Origin of the sequence: Mycobacterium scrofulaceum (assembly GCF_001667885.1) — a bacterium.
In the GTDB taxonomy this organism is placed as follows: domain Bacteria; phylum Actinomycetota; class Actinomycetes; order Mycobacteriales; family Mycobacteriaceae; genus Mycobacterium; species Mycobacterium scrofulaceum_C.
The window spans coordinates 19,379-36,688 of sequence record NZ_LZJW01000100.1 but is presented as its reverse complement, the minus strand read 5'-3'; the positions used below and the strand labels follow the sequence as shown (position 1 = coordinate 36,688).

Here is a 17,310-nt window from a genome sequence, read left to right as displayed (position 1 = left end):
GCGTCATCGACTATCGGCCGTTGCGGCACAACGTATCCGGCCATCGAGATGCCGCCGTGCACCTCCCAGGTGCGCGCCGCGATCGGCGCGACGCTGCCCGGCTATATGATCCCGTCGTCGCTGACCGTCCTGGACGCGCTTCCCAAGACCGAGTCGGGCAAGCTGAATCGGCCCGGGCTGCCGCGGCCCGCGGTCACCACCACCGGACACACGGAGCCGTCGCGCACCGACACCGAACGGGCGCTGGCAAAGGTGTTCGCCGAACTGCTGTCGACGCCCGAGGTGGGCCGCTTCGACGACTTCTTCGCCCTGGGCGGGGACAGCATCCTGTCGGTTCAGCTCGCTTCGCGGGCGCGGGCCGCCGGCCTGGCGGTCAGCCCACGGATGGTCTTCGAGAACCCGACGGTGCAGCAGCTGGCGGCCGCTCTCGACGGGCAGGACGACACCGATCACACCGACGCTCGGTTCGAGCCGATGAGCACCTCCGGGCTCTCGGCGGACGACCTGGCCGCGGTGACGCAACTCTGGTCGTCGTCGCGCGACGGTGCGCCATGACGGCCACCGAGGACGTCGCGCCCGGCATCGAGGACGTGATGGCGATGAGCCCGCTGCAAGAGGGCTTGTATTCGCTGACCACGCTCGCCGAATTCGCCGACGGCGACGACGCCGACGATCCATACGTGATCGGCATGGCCGCCGACATCTCCGGTGCGCTGGACGTCGCGCTGTTACGTGATTGCGCGACAAAGATGTTGGAGCGGCACCCCAACCTGCGCGTGAGCTTCTTCAGCCGAGGGATCGCCCGCCCGGTGCAGATCGTGCCGTCGCGGGTCGACCTGCCGTGGCGTACCGTCGCCGCGGGGCCCGAGGACGTGCAGGCGCTGGAGGCCGGTGAACGCCGCCGCCCGTTCGACCTCGAGCGCGGTCCGGCCATCCGCTTCCTGCTCATCGAACTACCCCGCGCTCGCTGGCGTTTGGTGCTCACCGCCCACCACATCGTGATCGACGGCTGGTCGATGCCGGTGTTCGTCAACGAGATGATGATGCTGTACCGGGCCGGCGGCGACCTGTCCGCGCTGCCCGCCGCGCCGCGGCCGTACCGTGACTACATCGGCTGGCTGGCGAGTCGCGATCTGGAAGCAAGTCAACGGATCTGGCGCGAGCACCTGGCCGGGCTCCCCGGCCCCACCCTGCTGTCGGCGGCGCTGGGTTCGGCGGAGGACCGGCGGACCGGGCTGCCCCGCACCACCCAACTGCGGCTGTCGGCCGCGGCCACCGCGCGGTTGGTCAGCGATACCCGGTCCCGGGGCGTCACCGTCAATACCCTGATGCAAATGGCTTGGGCGCTGGTGTTGTCCAGGCTGACCGACACCCATGACGTGGTCTTCGGGGTCACGGTGTCCGGCAGGCCGCCCGAACTGACCGGCGTGGAGACCATGATCGGGCTGTTCATCAACACTGTCCCGATGCGGGTGCGGCTCGACCCGGCCGCCAGCGTGAGCGAGCAATGCCGCACGGTGCAGCGCGACGCCGCGCTGTTGCGTGAGCACGGCTACCTCGGGCATGCCCAACTGCGCGCGCTCGGCGGCGTCGGGGAGATGTTCGACACCCTGCTCGTCTACGAGAACTTTCCCCTGGACGGACTGACCGCCGACGCCGAATTGTCCGCCGGCGGTGCGACATTCCGGCCATCCGCCCTGCAAACCCTGTCACACTTCCCGATCACCGTCGCCGCACACATCGCAGGCGGCGAACTGGTGGTGCTGGTCGAAGTGATCGACGGTGCGCTGGGCGCCATCCCCGCCGCGGCCTTCGGCCGCCGCGTGCTCACCGCCGCCGAACGGCTGCTGCAGGATTGGGAGCGGCCGCTGCGCCAGGTCAGCGTCCTGTCCGAGGACGAAACGACCCCGCTGCGCGGCGCGGCCCCGCCCGTCGGGTCGGCGCGCGGCATCCACACCAGATTCGCCGACGTCGCTGCCAGGACACCGGACAACATCGCGGTCAGCTGGGCGGGCGGCACACTGAGCTACCGCGAACTCGACGCCCGCGCCAACGGCCTGGCCGCCGGCCTCGCCGACCGCGGCGTGCGGCCCGAGACCCCGGTGGTCATCCGGCTTCCCCGGGGACCGCACTACATCGTCGCGATGCTCGCCGTGCTCAAGGCCGGCGGCGTGTGCGTGCCGATAGAGCCGGGTTTCCCCCCGGAGCGGGTGGATTCGATCCTGCGTCAATCCGGCGCCGCGATCGTGCTCGACGAGGAGTCACCGGTATCCGGCGACCGGCCGGGCACCGACTTCCGCCCGGTAGAGGTGTCACCCGGTCAGGCCGCCTACGTCGTGTTCACCTCGGGCACCACCGGAGAACCCAAGGGGGTCATCGGAACTCACGCGGCGGTGTGCGCCTACGCCGACGACCACCTGGACAACGTGTTGCGGCCCGCGGCCGCCCGGCTGGGCCGGCCGCTGCGCATCGCGCACGCATGGTCGTTCGCGTTCGACGCCGCCTGGCAGCCGTTGGCCGCGCTGCTCGACGGCCACGCCGTGCACGTCGTGGACGAGCACACGCAGACCGACGCCGAGGCGCTGGTCGAGGTGATCGCCGAGCACGGCATCGACATGATCGACACCACCCCGTCGATGTTTGCCCAACTGACGGCGTGCGGTTTGCTCACCACCGTGCCGCTCGCGGTGCTGGCGCTGGGCGGGGAAGCGCTCGGCAAATCCGCCTGGAACCTCATCCGCGCCGAATGCGCGCGCACGGGCATGGCGGCCTACAACTGCTATGGCCCCACCGAGACCACGGTCGAGGCGGTGGTCGCCGCCATCGCCGGGCATAACGAGCCGTCGATCGGACGCCCCACCCTGCACACCCGCGGCTATGTACTGGACTCCGCGCTGCGACCGGTACCGTGCGGGGCGACCGGCGAGCTGTATCTGGCGGGCGCCCAGCTTGCCCGCGGCTACCTCGGCCGTGCGGCCGAGACCGGTCAGCGGTTCGTCGCCGATCCGTTCGCGACCGGCGAACGCATGTACCGGACAGGCGATTTGGTGCGTCGGGGTCTCGACGGCTCCCTGGGTTACGTGGGCCGCGCCGACGCTCAGGTCAAGATCCGCGGCTATCGCGTCGAGCCGGGCGAGATCGCGGCCGCGCTCGAATCACATCCCGGCGTGCAGCACGCCGGCGTCCTGGTGCGCCGCGACGACGGGGTCGCGCGGCTGACCGCCTACGTGGTCGCTGCGGACGCGGCCCCGCGGCCGCCGTCCGCTTCCGAGCTGCGCGGCATGCTCGGCTCCCGATTGCCGCGCTACATGATCCCTCAGCGCATCGTCACGGTCGACGAGATTCCCCTGACCGTCAACGGCAAGCTGGACGAAGCCGCGCTCAGCGCGTTCGACGCCGCCCAGGCGGCACCCGCCGAGGCAGACCCCAGCACGCCGACCGAAGCCGCACTGGCCGAACTCCTTTCGGAGATCCTCCATCAACCGCGGATCGACGTCTGCGCGGACTTCCTGCAGCTGGGCCTGGACAGCATCACGGCCCTCTCAGTGGTGCAGGCGGCCCGGGCGCGGGGAATCGCACTGCGCGCCAGGCTCGTCCTCGAGTGCGCCAACGTCCGCGAATTGGCGGAGGCGATCGACTCCGAAACCACCTCCGCCACGAGCGATGTCGACGACGACGCCAGCCCCATGCCGGTGCTGCCCAACGGCCGGTGGCTCTACGAATTCGGCGAGCCGCGCCGCCTGGCGCAGACCGAGGCCATCCGGCTGCCCGAAGACGTCACCCGCGAGCAACTGGATGCCGCGCTGGCCGGCATCGCCAACGGCCACGAAGTGCTGCGCGCCCGCCTGGACCGGAACTCCATGACCCTGGTTCCGACACCGCACACCGGCACCGGGATCATCGACGAGGTTGCGGTCTCCGACGATCTGCAGGAGGTCATTCCGGCACACGCCGCCCGGGCCGTCGACCGCCTCGACCCGGAGCGGGGGACGATGCTGGCCGCGGTCTGGCTTCGCCCACCGGCCGGGCCGAGCGTCCTGCTGCTGGCCGCCCACGTCCTCGCGATGGATCCGGCGTCCTGGCGGGTGGTGCTTGGCGAATTGGATGCCGCCCTAACGGCTTTGACCGCCGGGCACTCGCCCGCACGAGTCCGCGAGCACACCACCTACCGGCGCTGGGCCGCCGCGCTCACCCAGCGCGCCCACCGGCTGGACACGCTGCGGTTCTGGGCCGCCCAATCCGACGGCGACGACCCCGAGCTCGGCGCCCGACGGGTCGATCCGCGTCACGACCGGGCCCGCGATCTGGACGTCCGCATGATCGCCACCGACGCCGACATCACCCGTCGGCTGCTGGACTCGGGCCTACCGATGCAGAACCTGCTGATCGCGGCCACCGCCGCAACGGTGACGCGGTGGCGGCAGTCCCGGGGGCAGGCAACGCCGCCGCCACTGCTGGCGCTCGAAACACACGGGCGCGCCGACGGTCTCGTCGACGACCCGGGCGCGCACACCATCGACACCGGTGACACCGTCGGACTGCTGAGCTCCATCTACCCGATGCGGGTGACGTCGACCGATCCGCGACAGGTGGGGGAGTTGCTGGCGGCGATCCCGGGCGACGGGCTCGACTACGGGTTGCTGCGCTACCTGCGCAGCGACGCCGCCGAGCGGCTCGCCCCGCTGCCCGGCCCTCAACTGCTGCTGAACTACGTCGGCACCGCCCACGCGCACGGCGGCACCGTGCTGACTTTGGAGCGCGCGCTGCTGGCCGGGGTGTCGCCGCAGCCCGAACCGGATCTCGCGGTGCGCCACGAGCTCACCATCGTGGCCGCCATGCTGACCTTCGACGGGCAGCGGGTGTTGGCCGCCCAGTGGCGCACGCTGCCCGACATTCTGAATGACGCCGATGTGGCTGAGCTGCAACACCTTTGGATCGATTCGCTGCGGGAGATGGCCAGATGAGCACACTTGCGATCCTCGGCGCCGGGGCCAAGGCGGTCGCCGTCGCGGCCAAGGCTTCCGCGTTGCGGGACATGGGCATCGACGCTCCCGAGGTGGTCGCCGTCGAACGCATCGGCGTCGCGGCCAACTGGCAGGCGAGCGGCGGTTGGACCGACGGGGCGCACCGGCTGGGCACCAGCCCGGAGAAGGACGTCGGGTTCCCGTACCGCTCGGCGCTGGTGCCCCGCCGCAACGCCGAACTCGACGAGCGGATGACCCGCTACAGCTGGCAGTCGTATTTGATCGCCACGGCGTCGTTCGCCGAATGGATCGACCGCGGCCGCCCGGCGCCGACCCATCGCAAGTGGAGCCAGTACCTGGGTTGGGTGGCCGACCAGATCGGCCTCAACGTGGTGCACGGTGAGGTCGAACGGCTGGCCGTCAGCGGCGACCAGTGGACCCTGCATACCCACGAGTCGACGGTGCACGCCGATGCCCTGATGATCACCGGGCCCGGCCAGGCCGAGAAATCCCTGCTGCCCGGCAATCCGCGCATGCTCTCGATCGCCCAGTTCTGGGACCGCGCCGCGGGGCACGACCGGATCAGCGCCGAGCGGGTGGCGGTGATCGGCGGAGGCGAGACCGCGGCGTCGATGCTCAACGAGCTGTTCCGGCACCGGGTTTCGACCATCACCGTCATCTCGCCTCAGGTGACGCTGTTCACCCGCGGCGAGAGCTTCTTCGAGAACTCGTTGTTCTCCGACCCCACCGACTGGGGCGCACTGACGCTGGCCGAACGCCGCGACGCGCTGGCCCGCACCGACCGCGGCGTGTTCTCGGCGAATGTGCAGGAGGCCCTGTTGGCCGACGACCGCATCCGCCACTTGCGGGGCCGGGTCGCCCACGCGGTGGGCCGCGACGGGCAGATCCGGCTGACCCTGTCCACCAACCGCGGCAGTGAAAACCTCGAGACGGTGCACGGTTTCGACCTCGTCATCGACGGCTCCGGCGCGGACTCGCTGTGGTTCACGTCGTTGTTCGGCCAGGACGCGCTCGACCTGTTGGAGCTGGGCCTGGGCGGACCGCTGACCGCCGACAGGCTGCAGGAAGCGATCGGCTACGACCTGGCGGTCGCCGACGTCACACCCAAGTTGTTCCTGCCCAACCTCTCCGGTTTGACGCAGGGCCCAGGATTTCCCAACCTCAGCTGCTTGGGATTGTTGTCAGACCGGGTATTGGGATCCACGGTGGGTTCGGCGGGCCCGGCCAAGCGCACGACGACAAGGAGAACCGATGAGCATCAACCCCTTCGATGACGATAACGGCACGTTCTTCGTCCTCGTCAACGACGAGGAGCAGCACAGCCTGTGGCCGAGCTTCGCCGACAAACCGGCGGGCTGGCGAGTGGCCTACGGCGAGGCGAGCCGCGCGGAGTGCCTGGAGTACATCGAACAGAACTGGACCGACATCCGGCCGAAGAGTCTCCAGGAATCGATCGAGCGACGCACGTAACGGGCGGCGGTGCGCGGCCGTAGCGTCGCCGTACCGTGACCGGCCCGAGACACAATTGCCGGTCACACCAGGCACACTTACACCTACTACACCGTGGTCTCGCGGAACCGTATGGGGGACAAGATCGTCGAAATCCCGTCATGGTTCATGCGTATCGAAGGGGGAACCGTGAAAACCATGAAGAGTATTGCCACCGGCGTGGCGGCGTTCGCCGTCGTAGGGGGAGCCGCCGGTGGCGTTTTCGTCGCGGCACCGATGGATCAGGTGCGGTTGGCCGCGCTCGACGCGCCGCTGCCGCAGGACCCGCCACCGCCGCCGCCGGCCCCGGGCGCCCTGCCGACCCCGGAGCAGCTGGCGAACCTGTGCAACCAGGCCACCGACCCGGGCGTCTCGTACACCACCAAGAACAACCTGGTGGAAAACGGCATCAGCCCCGACGAGGGCCACGTCGCCGACCACGATCTGCGAAAGGCCTACCGCAACGGCAACTTTCCGGAGACGTTCGCCGTGACGAACATCGCGCCGGCCGGCCCGAACATGGCCCAGGCCGACGTCGCCATCTCCGGCCCGAAGTTCGCCGGCCCGGTGCAGAAGCACTTGGTGTTCGTCAACCAAGGCGGCAACTGGATCCTGCAACATGACGCCGCCATCGCCCTGATTCAAGCGGCGACCGCGACGAACTAGCCGGCCCGATTCTGGGCCGCCACACAGCTGGGGCACAGGTTCCGCCTGTTGTCTTCATATGGCTCGGCCGTAACGTAGCCGTGCCGAGAGGCGAAACAACAGGAGTAGCAGGCGCGCTGACCACCACGCCCGATGCGTGGATCCGTTTCACCAGGCGCGCCCGTCGAAGGGGGAACCATGAAAACCGTCAAGTTGCTCGCCACCAGCGCGGCAGCCTTCGCCGTCATCGGGGGTGCGGCCGCCGGCGCGGTCTCCATCGCGCCTTCGATGGATCAGGTGCGGCTGACCTCGGTCGGTGCGCCGTTACCGCAGGATCCGGCTCCGGTTGCGGCCGCCGACCTGCCGACCGCCGACCAGCTGACCGGCGTGCTGAACAGCCTGGCCGACCCGAGCGTCTCCTTCTCCAGCAAGAGCAACCTGGTTCAAGGCGGCATCAGCGGGATCGAGGCCCACGTCGCCGACAAGAAGCTGCAGAAGGCGGCCAAGAACGGCGACCTGCCCCTGTCGTTCGGCGTCACGAACATCCAGCCGGCCGCCGCCGGCTCCGCCACCGCTGACGTCGCGGTCTCCGGTCCGAAGCTGACGTCGCCGGTCACGCAGAACGTCACGTTCGTCAACCAGGGCGGCTGGGTGCTGTCGCGCGCGTCGGCGATGGAGTTGCTGCAGGCCGCCGGTCAGTGATCGGCGCGCAGGCCTAACCGCGCGATGCGGACGGGGTCGGCCAGCACGTCGATCGAGGCGACCAAGCCGTCGCGAACGACGAACCCCATGATCGCCGTCGCCTGCCCGGCGACGAAAATCACCGCGCCGGCGGCCCCGTTGACGGTCGCCGCGCGCACCTCGCGCTCCGGCCCCGCATAGCCGCGGGCCAGCCTGGCCACGGCGGGCGCACCCTCGGCGCGGAAGCCGGCGGCGCCCCGGCCGAAGTCCCCGCGCAGCACCACGTCGGGATGAAGCACCGCCACCAGGCGGTCGAAGTCTCCGCTGCGGCCCGCCGCGAAGAACGCATCGACGGCTTCCCGCTGGGCGGTCACGTCGCCGTCGGGCGCTGGGCCGGCCTCTTCGATGCGCCGGCGCGCCCGGCTGGCGAGCTTGCGGGTGGCCTCGGGGGTGCGGCCGACGATGGGCGCGATCTGGTCGAACGGCACGGCGAACGCGTCGTGCAGCACGAACGCCAGGCGCTGCTCGGGTGGCAACGTATCGAGCACCACGAACAACGCCAGCCCGACGGCGTCGGCCAGCATCGCGCGGTGTTCGGGGTCGAACTCGCCCTCGGCTTCCACGATCGGGTCCGGCAGGACGGCGGCCAGTTCCTCCGGCCCTCGGGTCCGCCGGTCGCGCAGCATGTTCAGACAGATGCGGGCCACCACGGTGGTCAGCCAGGCGTCCAGGTTGGTGATTCCGTCGGCGTGGGTTCCGCTCAGCCGCAGCCACGCCTCCTGCACGGCGTCCTGGGCGTCGTCGATCGAGCCCAGCATGCGGTAGGCGACGGCACCCAGCTGCGGCCGCGCCGCCTCGAAACGCGCCGTCACCGACGCATCCACGGTTACGTATCCCCGCGGGTCTCGGGCAAGGCACAGACCCGGTCGCCCGAAAAGCCGGACGAGCCGATCCCGAGCGCGAGATTGAAGCGCGCCCGCAGGTTTCCCAGCGTGATGACATGGGTCAGCCCGACGAGTTGGGCGTCGTCGAAATGCGCGCGCAGCGCATCGAAAAGCTCGTCGCTGACTTCGACCGGGGTGCGGCTGATCGCGGTGGCGTACTCGAGGATCAGCTTGTCGACATCCGAGAAGCAGGCGGCGTTCCGGTAGTCGGCCATCCCCAGCAGTTCCTCGTCGGTGACGCCCCAGCGGCGGGCGATCTGCGAGCCCAGGTCGATGCAGTACTCGCAGCGCACCGTCGTCGCCGCCTTGAGCTCCGCGAGCGCGCGGTCGCGCGGACTGAGGATGTCCAGCTTCGACTCGGCCTGCTCGAGCCTGCCGTACGCGTTGAGCAACCGGGGGATGTGCGCGTACATCCGCAGCGGTTCCAGCATCCCGGCCGTTTCCAGCCCGGTCATTTGGGCGAGCTTGCGCTTGGTGAAGAAGAACGCGATCTTGGCGCCCAGACCGGCGTCACGGTCGGAGACCCCTGGCAACCGGGACATGGCGATCCTCCTAGCAAGTTGCGGTGTGAACCAACGTCCTCACTAAGTCGACACCCGGCGGCGCCCAAACGTGACCGGCTACCTCGGCGGCCCCGGCGCCATGTCCATGTCGAACACCCGCGCGTGCAGCACCGTGCGGTTCCGCAGTGCGGCGCGCACCGCCCGGTGCAGGCCATCTTCGAGATACGTGACGCCCCGCCACCGCACCGCGTGCGGAAACAGGTCGCCGTAAAACGTGGAGTCCTCCGACAGCAGGCGGTCCAGGGCGAGCACCGTCGTGGTGGTGACCAATTCGTCGAGCCGGATCTGCTGCGGCGGAATCTGGGCCCAGTCCCGATAGGACAGCCCATGCTCGGGGTACGGCTTGCCCTCGCGCACGCCCTTGAAAATCATGACCCGATCTTCCCCGACGCGTCGCGAGCACCCGACCGATTCATGCTGGACAGGCTAACCGGAAGAAGCGTCGGCAGCGCCGAAGCGGCCCCAATCGGTGCGGGCGTCGCCGACTGCCCGCCGCCGCCCGCCCGCTGGTAACCATTGGCGCGGCTGGGGACCCGTAAAATGGACCCGGTCAGCGCGGTGCAGGGAGGTGACAACCAGTGGGAAGTGCCGACGATCGGCGTTTCGAGGTGTTGCGTGCCATCGTCGCCGATTTCGTTGCCACGAAGGAACCCATCGGTTCCAAGACTTTGGTGGAGCGCCATAACCTAGGCGTCTCGTCGGCGACCGTCCGCAACGACATGGCGGTGCTGGAGGCCGAGGGTTACATCACCCAGCCGCACACGAGTTCCGGGCGGGTGCCCACGGAGAAGGGCTACCGCGAGTTCGTCGACCGGCTCCACGACGTCAAGCCGCTGTCCTCCGCCGAGCGCAGCGCGATCCTGAGCTTCCTGGAGTCCGGTGTCGACCTGGACGACGTCCTGCGCCGGGCGGTGCGGCTGCTGGCCCAGCTGACCCGTCAGGTGGCCGTGGTGCAATACCCGACGCTGACGTCGTCCACGGTCCGCCACCTGGAAGTGATCGCGCTGACGCCGGCCCGCCTGCTGATGGTGGTCATCACCGACACCGGTCGGGTCGATCAGCGCATCGTCGAACTCGGCGACGTCATCGACGACCACCAGCTGTCGCAGCTCCGCGAGATGCTCGGCCAGGCGCTGATCGGCAAGAAGCTGTCGGCCGCCTCGATAGCGGTGGCCGACCTGGCCGGGCAGCTGCGTGCCCCGGACGGCCTGGGCGACGCCGTCGGCCGCTCGGCGACGGTGTTGCTGGAGTCGTTGGTGGAACACACCGAAGAACGGTTGCTGATGGGCGGTACCGCCAACCTGACGCGCAACGCCGCCGATTTCGGCGGCTCGCTGCGCTCGATCCTGGAGGCGCTCGAGGAGCAGGTGGTGGTGCTGCGGTTGCTGGCGGCCCAGCAGGAAGCCGGTAAAGTGACGGTGCGTATCGGCCATGAGACGGCCGCCGAGCAAATGGCGGGCACCTCGATGGTGACCACCGCCTACGGCACCTCCGACACCGTGTTCGGCGGAATGGGTGTGCTGGGGCCCACCCGGATGGACTATCCGGGAACTATCGCCAGCGTCGCCGCGGTTGCCCTTTATATCGGCGAAGTCCTGGGTGCTCGATGAACGCGCACCCGCGGTACGCGCAGGCGCGGGATAAGAAACAGGTTTAGGAGAGTCAGGCGTGGCACGCGACTATTACGGGCTGCTCGGGGTGGGCAGAAATGCCAGCGACGCGGAGATCAAGCGCGCGTACCGCAAGCTGGCGCGCGAGCTGCATCCCGACGTGAACCCGGATGAGGCCGCGCAGGCGAAGTTCAAGGAGATCAGCGTCGCCTACGAGGTGCTCAGCGACCCCGAGAAGCGACGCATCGTCGACCTCGGCGGCGATCCGATGGAAAACGCCGCCGCGGGCGGCGGGTTCGGCGGCGGGTTCGGCGGCCTCGGTGACGTGTTCGAAGCGTTCTTCGGCGGCGGCTTCAGCGGCGGCGCGACCTCCCGCGGCCCGATCGGCCGGGTGCGTCCCGGGTCGGACTCGCTGCTGCGGATGCGGCTCGACCTCGAAGAGTGCGCCACCGGAGTGACCAAGCAGGTCACCGTCGACACCGCGGTGTTGTGCGACCGCTGCCAGGGCAAGGGCACCAACGGCGACTCGGTGCCGGTCCCGTGCGACACCTGCGGCGGACGCGGTGAGGTGCAGACGGTGCAGCGGTCGCTGCTGGGCCAGGTGATGACGTCGAGGCCGTGTCCCACCTGCCGCGGCGTCGGAACGGTCATCCCCGACCCGTGCCACCAATGCATGGGTGACGGCCGGGTCCGCGCCCGGCGCGAGATCAGCGTCAAGATCCCCGCCGGGGTGGGCGACGGCATGCGGGTTCGGCTCGCCGCCCAGGGCGAGGTCGGGCCCGGGGGCGGGCCGGCCGGCGACCTGTACGTCGAGGTTCACGAGCAGGCCCACGACGTCTTCGTCCGCGAAGGCGACGACCTGCACTGCACGGTGTCGGTGCCCATGATCGACGCGGCGCTGGGCGCCGCGGTCACCATCGACGCCATCCTGGACGGCCTCAGCGAGGTCACCATTCCGCCCGGCACGCAACCGAATTCGGTCATCACGCTGCGGGGCCGCGGGATGCCGCACCTGCGGTCGGGCACCCGGGGCGACCTGCACGTGCACGTCGAGGTGGTCGTGCCCACCCGACTGGACCACCACGACACCGAACTGCTGCGTGAGCTGAAGGCCCGGCGCAGCCGCGACGTTCCCGAGGTCCGCTCGACGCACGCCGGCGGCGGCCTGTTCAGCCGGCTACGCGAAACGTTCACCGGGCGCTAGTCGCCGGCACGCAAAGGCGCGCACATGGTCGCGACCCTCTTCTACGTCGACGCACTGCCCGACGTCGGCTCGCTGGCCGTCCTCGACGGCGACGAGGGGTTCCACGCGGCCACCGTGCGGCGGATTCGCCCCGGGGAGCAATTGGTGCTCGGCGATGGCGCCGGCGGGCTGGCGCACTGCGAGGTCGAGCACGCCGGCCGCGACGGGTTGCGCGCCCGGGTGCTCAAGCGCTGGAGCGTCGCGGCCGGGCAGCCGCCCGTCACTGTGGTGCAGGCGTTGCCGAAGTCGGATCGCTCGGAGCTGGCCATCGAGTTGGCCACGGAGGCCGGTGCCGACGCCTTCCTGGCCTGGCAGGCGGCCCGGTGTGTGGCCAGTTGGCAGGGCGCGCGCGTGGACAAGGGACTGCGCCGTTGGCGCGCCGTCGCCCGTGCGGCGGCCAGGCAATCACGTCGGGCGCACATTCCGCCCGTCGACGGCGTCCTGTCCACCGCGGCGCTGGTCGAGCGGGTCCGCGACGAGGTGGGCGCCGGCGGGGTGGTCCTGGCGTTGCACGAGTCGGCCGCCGACCCGCTGACCCGCCTCGATATCGCGGGCGCGACGTCGTTGCTCGTGGTGGTGGGTCCCGAGGGCGGCATCGCGCCCGACGAGATCGCCGCGCTGACCGAGGCGGGTGCCGTGGCGGTGCGGCTGGGCCCCCAGGTGCTGCGCACCTCGACCGCCGCGGCGGTGGCGCTGGGCGCGCTCGGCGTGCTCACCCCGCGCTGGGATACCGCGTCGAGCCTGTAGTTTTGCGCCCCGCTTCCCACTTTCGCCGCACAGCGACCGTCAGCCGGATCGCACCCGGGGGCCGCGGGCCGCAGTGCTGACCAACGGGGCGAATGGCGGTTGAAGGCTGACCAACCAGGGCCCCCGGCGTAGACTTAGGCAGCCGAGCAAACCACCGACAAGCCGAGAAAGCAGGCATCGAGAGCCACGTGACGCCCCGCGAGACCAGCGCTGTTGACGCAGCCGGAGGCCTCCAGGCCAACGCCCAAGTACGCAGCAGCATCGATGTTCCGCCCGATGTCGTCGTCGGTTTGTTGGGCTCGGCCGACGAAAACCTTCGTGCGCTGGAGCGCAGCCTGAACGCCGATCTGCATGTGCGGGGCAATGCCGTGACGGTCTCCGGCGAGCCGGCCGACGTCGCTCTCGCCGAGCGGGCGGTTTCCGAGCTGGTCGCGATCGTCGCCAACGGCCAGCCGCTGACGCCGGAGGTGGTCCGGCACAGCGTCGCCATGCTGACCGGCAGCGACAACGAGTCGCCGGCCGAAGTGCTCACCCTGGATATCCTGTCGCGGCGCGGCAAGACGATCCGGCCCAAGACCCTCAACCAGAAGCGTTACGTCGACGCGATCGACGCCAACACCATCGTCTTCGGGGTCGGCCCGGCCGGCACCGGCAAGACGTACCTGGCGATGGCCAAGGCGGTCAGCGCGCTGCAAACCAAACAGGTCAATCGCATCATCCTCACCCGCCCCGCGGTGGAGGCCGGTGAGCGCCTTGGCTTCTTGCCGGGCACCCTGAGCGAGAAGATCGACCCGTATTTGCGACCGCTGTATGACGCGCTCTACGACATGATGGACCCCGAGCTGATCCCGAAGCTGATGTCGGCCGGGGTCATCGAGGTGGCGCCGCTGGCCTATATGCGCGGCCGCACACTGAATTCGGCCTTCATCGTCCTCGACGAGGCGCAGAACACCACCGCCGAGCAGATGAAGATGTTTCTCACCCGGCTCGGCTTCGGGTCGAAGATGGTGATCACCGGCGACATCACCCAGGTGGATCTGCCCGGCGGCGCCAGGTCGGGCCTGCGCTCGGCGATCGAGATCCTGGACAGCGTGGAGGACATCCACATCGCGGAGCTCACCAGCGTCGACGTGGTGCGCCACCGGCTGGTCTCCGAAATCGTGGACGCCTACGCGAAATTCGAAGAGCCCGGATTGGCGGCCAACCGGGCGGCTCGTCGGGCGTCGGGCTCGCGCGGGCGCCGGTGACGAAGGTTGTGACGGGTTGATGGGCGTCTTATGAGCATCGAGGTCTCCAACGAGTCGGGCATCGACGTTTCCGAAACCGAATTGATCAGCGTCGCACGGTTTGTCATCGCCAAGATGGACGTCAACCCGGCCGCCGAGTTGTCGATGGTGTTGTTGGACACCGCGGCGATGGCCGACCTGCACATGCGCTGGATGGACCTGCCCGGGCCGACGGACGTGATGAGCTTCCCGATGGACGAGCTCGAGCCGGGGGGCCGGCCCGACGCCCCCGAGCCGGGGCCGTCGATGCTTGGCGACATCGTGCTGTGCCCGGAATTCGCCTCCGGGCAGGCCGATGCGGCGGGCCACACCCTGGGACATGAGCTGGCGCTGTTGACCATCCACGGCGTGCTGCATCTACTGGGCTACGACCACGGCGAACCGGACGAGGAAAAAGAGATGTTCGCCCTGCAAGACCGGTTGCTCGAAGAGTGGGTCGCCGAGCAGGTCCAGGCCTACCATCAGGATCGCCAGCAGGAGCGGGATCGCCAACTGCTGGACAAGTCAAGGTATTTCGACAATTGAGCCGACAAAAAGCACTCGGAATCGCGGCCGCGGCCGCCATTGCCCTGGCACCGATCTCGTCGGTGGCCACCACGATCGGCGTGGCCGACGCGGCTCCGTGCGCCGGCGGCGGGGCGAACCCGACCAGCTGCAACTGGTGCCAATACCTGGTGGCGCAGTATCACACCTCCAACGTGTGCTCCCAGGACGCGCCGCCCCGCCGGGTTCAGCCGCCGCCCAGCCCGGTGCAGGTCCCCGTGGTCCCGCCGTACGAGCCGCCGAGCACGGTGCCGGTACAGGCCCCGCCGCTCATTCCCCCGCCGAACCTGCCGCCCGCCAACACGCTTCCGACGATCAACCCGCCGGGTCCCGACGCGTCGCGAAACGTCTCGGTGGTGGCGCCGCCCCGCGGGCTCGACGTTCCGGCCCAGGCGGTCGCGGCGGCCAAGGCCGCACCGCCGACGCGGGTCAATCCCGCCGACCCGCCGAAACCGCCGAAGCAGGTTGACTTCAACCAGCGCGTGCAGAACGTCGTCAGCACCCACCGGGAGAACGTCGACGTCCTGAAGGTCGACAACCAGCGGCTGGTCCGGCCTCGGCACTGGGACTACGTCGACTACGACGACCCCTTCCGCCGCCCGGCCCTGTTCAACCCGCTGAACCAGGGGATGACGTTCCGCTACTCCTACAACGGCGCCGACCGGGAGGCGTACCTGGCGCCGGGCGCCCGGATGGTGCTCGACGCCGCCACTGTCGGCGTCGTCCCGTTCACCGCGGTCGGTGATGGCTGGGTGGTGTCGGGCAGCTTCTACGGCGGGGGCTCCGTGCCGCCGGAAGGTTTCAACGGTCCACCGCCGCCGGACTACAAGCCACCCGAGCCGCCGAAGCTGTACCAGAACGTCCTGATCTCCGTCCCCGCCGTCGACCAGACGCTGGAGGTCGGCCACGTATCGGTGGTGGGCCGCGACGACAGCCAACCCGGCGGCAGCCAAGACGTCTTCCTGCTCGACGACTCCACCTTGGCCTGGGGCCAGACCAACGACTCCAGCAGCAGCAGCACCCAAATCAGCGTGACCAAGACCCAGTCGTTGCCGCACGCCGGCCCGACCGACGACGGCAGCTTCCTGGTGGTGCTCGCCGTTCGCCCGCCCGCGGAGCCCACCCAGCCCGCCCAACCCTGGTGGCCCTCGGCGCTGGGCTACGGGGCATTGGGGGTCGTGGTGTGCCTCGCCGCCTGGGCGCTCAACCGAAAGCGGAGCGACGACGACGTAGAACAGCCCGTCGCCACGTCGAGGTCTTCCGGCAATTGACCGGTCTGTCTTGGCTGCTCGGCGCGTTGGCGCTGATCGCTATCGGCGGGCTGTTCGCCGCGATCGACGCGGCGATGAGCACGGTGTCGCTGGCCCGGGTCCAGGAGCTCGTGCGCGAGGAACGGCCCGGCGCGGTGTCACTGTCCGAGGTGATGGCCGAGCGGCCGCGCTACATCAACCTGGTCGTATTGCTGCGGATCACCTGCGAAGTCACGGCCACCGTGCTGCTGGTGCTGTTCCTGTACGACAACTTCGGCCTCAATTGGGCGCTGTTCGGCGCCGCGGCCACCATGGTGGTCATCAGCTTCGTCGTCATCGGGGTCGGCCCGCGCACCCTCGGCCGTCAGCACGCGTACTCCATCTCGTTGACGACAGCCGTTCCCCTGCGGCTGATCTCGTGGTTATTGATGCCGCTCAGCCGGTTGCTGGTGGTCCTGGGTAATGCGCTGACACCGGGCCGCGGCTTGCGCAATGGGCCGTTCGCGTCCGAGATCGAGCTACGCGAAGTCGTCGACCTGGCCCAGCAGCGCGGCGTCGTCGCAGCCGACGAGCGGCGGATGATCGAGTCCGTCTTCGAACTCGGTGACACCCCGGCTCGCGAGGTGATGGTGCCCCGCACCGAGATGATCTGGATCGAAAGCGACAAGCTGGCCAGTCAAGCGTTGAACCTCGCGGTGCGCAGCGGCCATTCGCGCCTCCCGGTGATCGGGGAGAACGTCGACGACATCGTCGGGGTCGTGTACCTGAAAGATCTTGTGCAGCAGAGCTTTCTCTCGGGTGACGGCGGCCGGGGCATCACCGTGGCCCAGGTCATGCGTCCGGCGGTGTTCGTGCCGGACTCCAAGCCGCTGGACACGCTGCTGCGCGAGATGCAGCGCGACCGCAACCACATGGCCCTTCTCGTCGACGAGTACGGCGCGATAGCCGGCCTGGTGACCATCGAAGACGTGCTGGAGGAAATCGTCGGCGAGATCGCCGACGAGTACGACCAGGCGGAGACGGCCCCGGTGGAAGACCTGGGCGACAAGCGGTTCCGCGTCTCGGCGCGGCTGCCGATCGAAGACCTCGGCGAGCTGTACGACGTGGAATTCGACGACGATCTCGACGTCGACACCGTGGGCGGCCTGCTCGCCCTGGAACTGGGGCGGGTTCCGCTCCCCGGAGCCGAAGTGGTCTCGCATGGCCTGCGGCTCCAGGCCGAAGGCGGCACCGACCACCGGGGGCGCGTGCGGATCGGCACGGTCCTGCTGAGCCCGGTCGAACCCGAGTCCAACGGTTCCGACGGAGCGCACCCCTCGTGACGT

16 protein-coding genes are annotated in these 17,310 nt (G+C 69.6%); 13 read left to right on the top strand and 3 right to left on the bottom strand.

Annotation, left to right across the window (positions count from 1 at the left end; genetic code table 11):
- The 6 genes from A5681_RS15580 to A5681_RS15555 form a co-directional block, all read left to right on the top strand.
- Positions 1-555, top strand: a 555-nt coding sequence (locus tag A5681_RS15580) for a phosphopantetheine-binding protein (RefSeq protein WP_156738000.1), incomplete at its 5' end; no start/stop codon positions are given.
- Complete coding sequence (locus A5681_RS15575; RefSeq protein WP_067276395.1) at positions 552-4,964, top strand: non-ribosomal peptide synthetase; 4,413 nt, start codon at positions 552-554, stop codon at positions 4,962-4,964. The genes A5681_RS15580 and A5681_RS15575, both read left to right, overlap by 4 nt.
- Positions 4,961-6,259, top strand: coding sequence for an NADPH-dependent L-lysine N(6)-monooxygenase MbtG (gene mbtG, locus A5681_RS15570; protein WP_067276393.1), 1,299 nt, complete (start codon positions 4,961-4,963; stop codon positions 6,257-6,259). The genes A5681_RS15575 and mbtG overlap by 4 nt, the downstream gene beginning before the upstream one ends.
- On the top strand, positions 6,237-6,455 hold the full coding sequence (locus A5681_RS15565; protein ID WP_067276387.1) for an MbtH family protein: 219 nt from the start codon (positions 6,237-6,239) through the stop codon (positions 6,453-6,455). The genes mbtG and A5681_RS15565 overlap by 23 nt, the downstream gene beginning before the upstream one ends.
- A 168-nt stretch (positions 6,456-6,623) precedes the next feature.
- A complete protein-coding gene (locus tag A5681_RS15560) occupies positions 6,624-7,139 on the top strand; it encodes a hypothetical protein (RefSeq protein ID WP_067276404.1) in 516 nt (171 codons plus the stop codon).
- Positions 7,140-7,316: 177 nt separating this feature from the next.
- On the top strand, positions 7,317-7,820 hold the full coding sequence (locus A5681_RS15555; RefSeq protein WP_067276385.1) for a hypothetical protein: 504 nt from the start codon (positions 7,317-7,319) through the stop codon (positions 7,818-7,820).
- Here the strand turns inward: A5681_RS15555 and A5681_RS15550 are convergent.
- The 3 genes from A5681_RS15550 to A5681_RS15540 form a co-directional block, all read right to left on the bottom strand.
- A complete protein-coding gene (locus A5681_RS15550; protein ID WP_419866329.1) occupies positions 7,814-8,683 on the bottom strand; it encodes a sigma-70 family RNA polymerase sigma factor in 870 nt (289 codons plus the stop codon). The two genes, A5681_RS15555 and A5681_RS15550, sit on opposite strands and share 7 nt — an antisense overlap.
- Positions 8,684-8,685: 2 nt before the next feature.
- On the bottom strand, positions 8,686-9,285 hold the full coding sequence (locus tag A5681_RS15545; RefSeq protein ID WP_067276381.1) for a carboxymuconolactone decarboxylase family protein: 600 nt from the start codon (positions 9,283-9,285) through the stop codon (positions 8,686-8,688).
- 78 nt (positions 9,286-9,363) lie between these two features.
- Positions 9,364-9,678, bottom strand: coding sequence for a type II toxin-antitoxin system VapB family antitoxin (locus A5681_RS15540; RefSeq protein WP_067276378.1), 315 nt, complete (start codon positions 9,676-9,678; stop codon positions 9,364-9,366).
- A 206-nt stretch (positions 9,679-9,884) separates the two neighbouring features.
- Here A5681_RS15540 and hrcA point away from each other — a divergent pair, with 206 nt between their 5' ends.
- The 7 genes from hrcA (at position 9,885) to A5681_RS15505 (ending at position 17,307) form a co-directional block, all read left to right on the top strand.
- Positions 9,885-10,916 (top strand): heat-inducible transcriptional repressor HrcA, encoded by a 1,032-nt coding sequence (hrcA, locus tag A5681_RS15535; protein ID WP_067276375.1) that lies wholly within the window; start codon positions 9,885-9,887, stop codon positions 10,914-10,916.
- A 58-nt stretch (positions 10,917-10,974) separates the two neighbouring features.
- A complete protein-coding gene (dnaJ, locus tag A5681_RS15530) occupies positions 10,975-12,120 on the top strand; it encodes a molecular chaperone DnaJ (RefSeq protein WP_067276372.1) in 1,146 nt (381 codons plus the stop codon).
- Positions 12,121-12,144: 24 nt separating this feature from the next.
- Positions 12,145-12,906, top strand: a complete 762-nt coding sequence (locus tag A5681_RS15525) for a 16S rRNA (uracil(1498)-N(3))-methyltransferase (RefSeq protein ID WP_067276369.1) — start codon at positions 12,145-12,147, stop codon at positions 12,904-12,906.
- Between the two features lie 188 nt (positions 12,907-13,094).
- Positions 13,095-14,153 carry a PhoH family protein gene (locus A5681_RS15520; RefSeq protein ID WP_067276366.1) on the top strand — a complete coding sequence of 353 codons (1,059 nt, stop codon included), beginning with the start codon at positions 13,095-13,097 and terminating at the stop codon, positions 14,151-14,153.
- A 30-nt stretch (positions 14,154-14,183) separates the two neighbouring features.
- On the top strand, positions 14,184-14,717 hold the full coding sequence (ybeY, locus tag A5681_RS15515) for an rRNA maturation RNase YbeY (protein ID WP_067276363.1): 534 nt from the start codon (positions 14,184-14,186) through the stop codon (positions 14,715-14,717).
- Complete coding sequence (locus A5681_RS15510; RefSeq protein ID WP_067276360.1) at positions 14,714-16,006, top strand: hypothetical protein; 1,293 nt, start codon at positions 14,714-14,716, stop codon at positions 16,004-16,006. The genes ybeY and A5681_RS15510 overlap by 4 nt, the downstream gene beginning before the upstream one ends.
- Positions 16,003-17,307, top strand: a complete 1,305-nt coding sequence (locus tag A5681_RS15505; protein WP_067276358.1) for a hemolysin family protein — start codon at positions 16,003-16,005, stop codon at positions 17,305-17,307. Before A5681_RS15510 ends, A5681_RS15505 begins: the two co-directional genes overlap by 4 nt.
- Positions 17,308-17,310 lie beyond the last annotated feature (3 nt).

What these genes read in the sequence shown, in the direction of transcription:
- A5681_RS15545 (WP_067276381.1), bottom strand. Translation starts at nt 9,285, where the DNA reads ATGTCCCGGTTGCCAGGGGTCTCCGACCGTGACGCCGGTCTGGGCGCC.
- A5681_RS15575 (WP_067276395.1), top strand. Translation starts at nt 552, where the DNA reads ATGACGGCCACCGAGGACGTCGCGCCCGGCATCGAGGACGTGATGGCG.
- A5681_RS15555 (WP_067276385.1), top strand. Translation starts at nt 7,317, where the DNA reads ATGAAAACCGTCAAGTTGCTCGCCACCAGCGCGGCAGCCTTCGCCGTC.
- A5681_RS15565 (WP_067276387.1), top strand. Translation starts at nt 6,237, where the DNA reads ATGAGCATCAACCCCTTCGATGACGATAACGGCACGTTCTTCGTCCTC.
- A5681_RS15540 (WP_067276378.1), bottom strand. Translation starts at nt 9,678, where the DNA reads ATGATTTTCAAGGGCGTGCGCGAGGGCAAGCCGTACCCCGAGCATGGG.
- mbtG (WP_067276393.1), top strand. Translation starts at nt 4,961, where the DNA reads ATGAGCACACTTGCGATCCTCGGCGCCGGGGCCAAGGCGGTCGCCGTC.
- ybeY (WP_067276363.1), top strand. Translation starts at nt 14,184, where the DNA reads ATGAGCATCGAGGTCTCCAACGAGTCGGGCATCGACGTTTCCGAAACC.
- A5681_RS15525 (WP_067276369.1), top strand. Translation starts at nt 12,145, where the DNA reads ATGGTCGCGACCCTCTTCTACGTCGACGCACTGCCCGACGTCGGCTCG.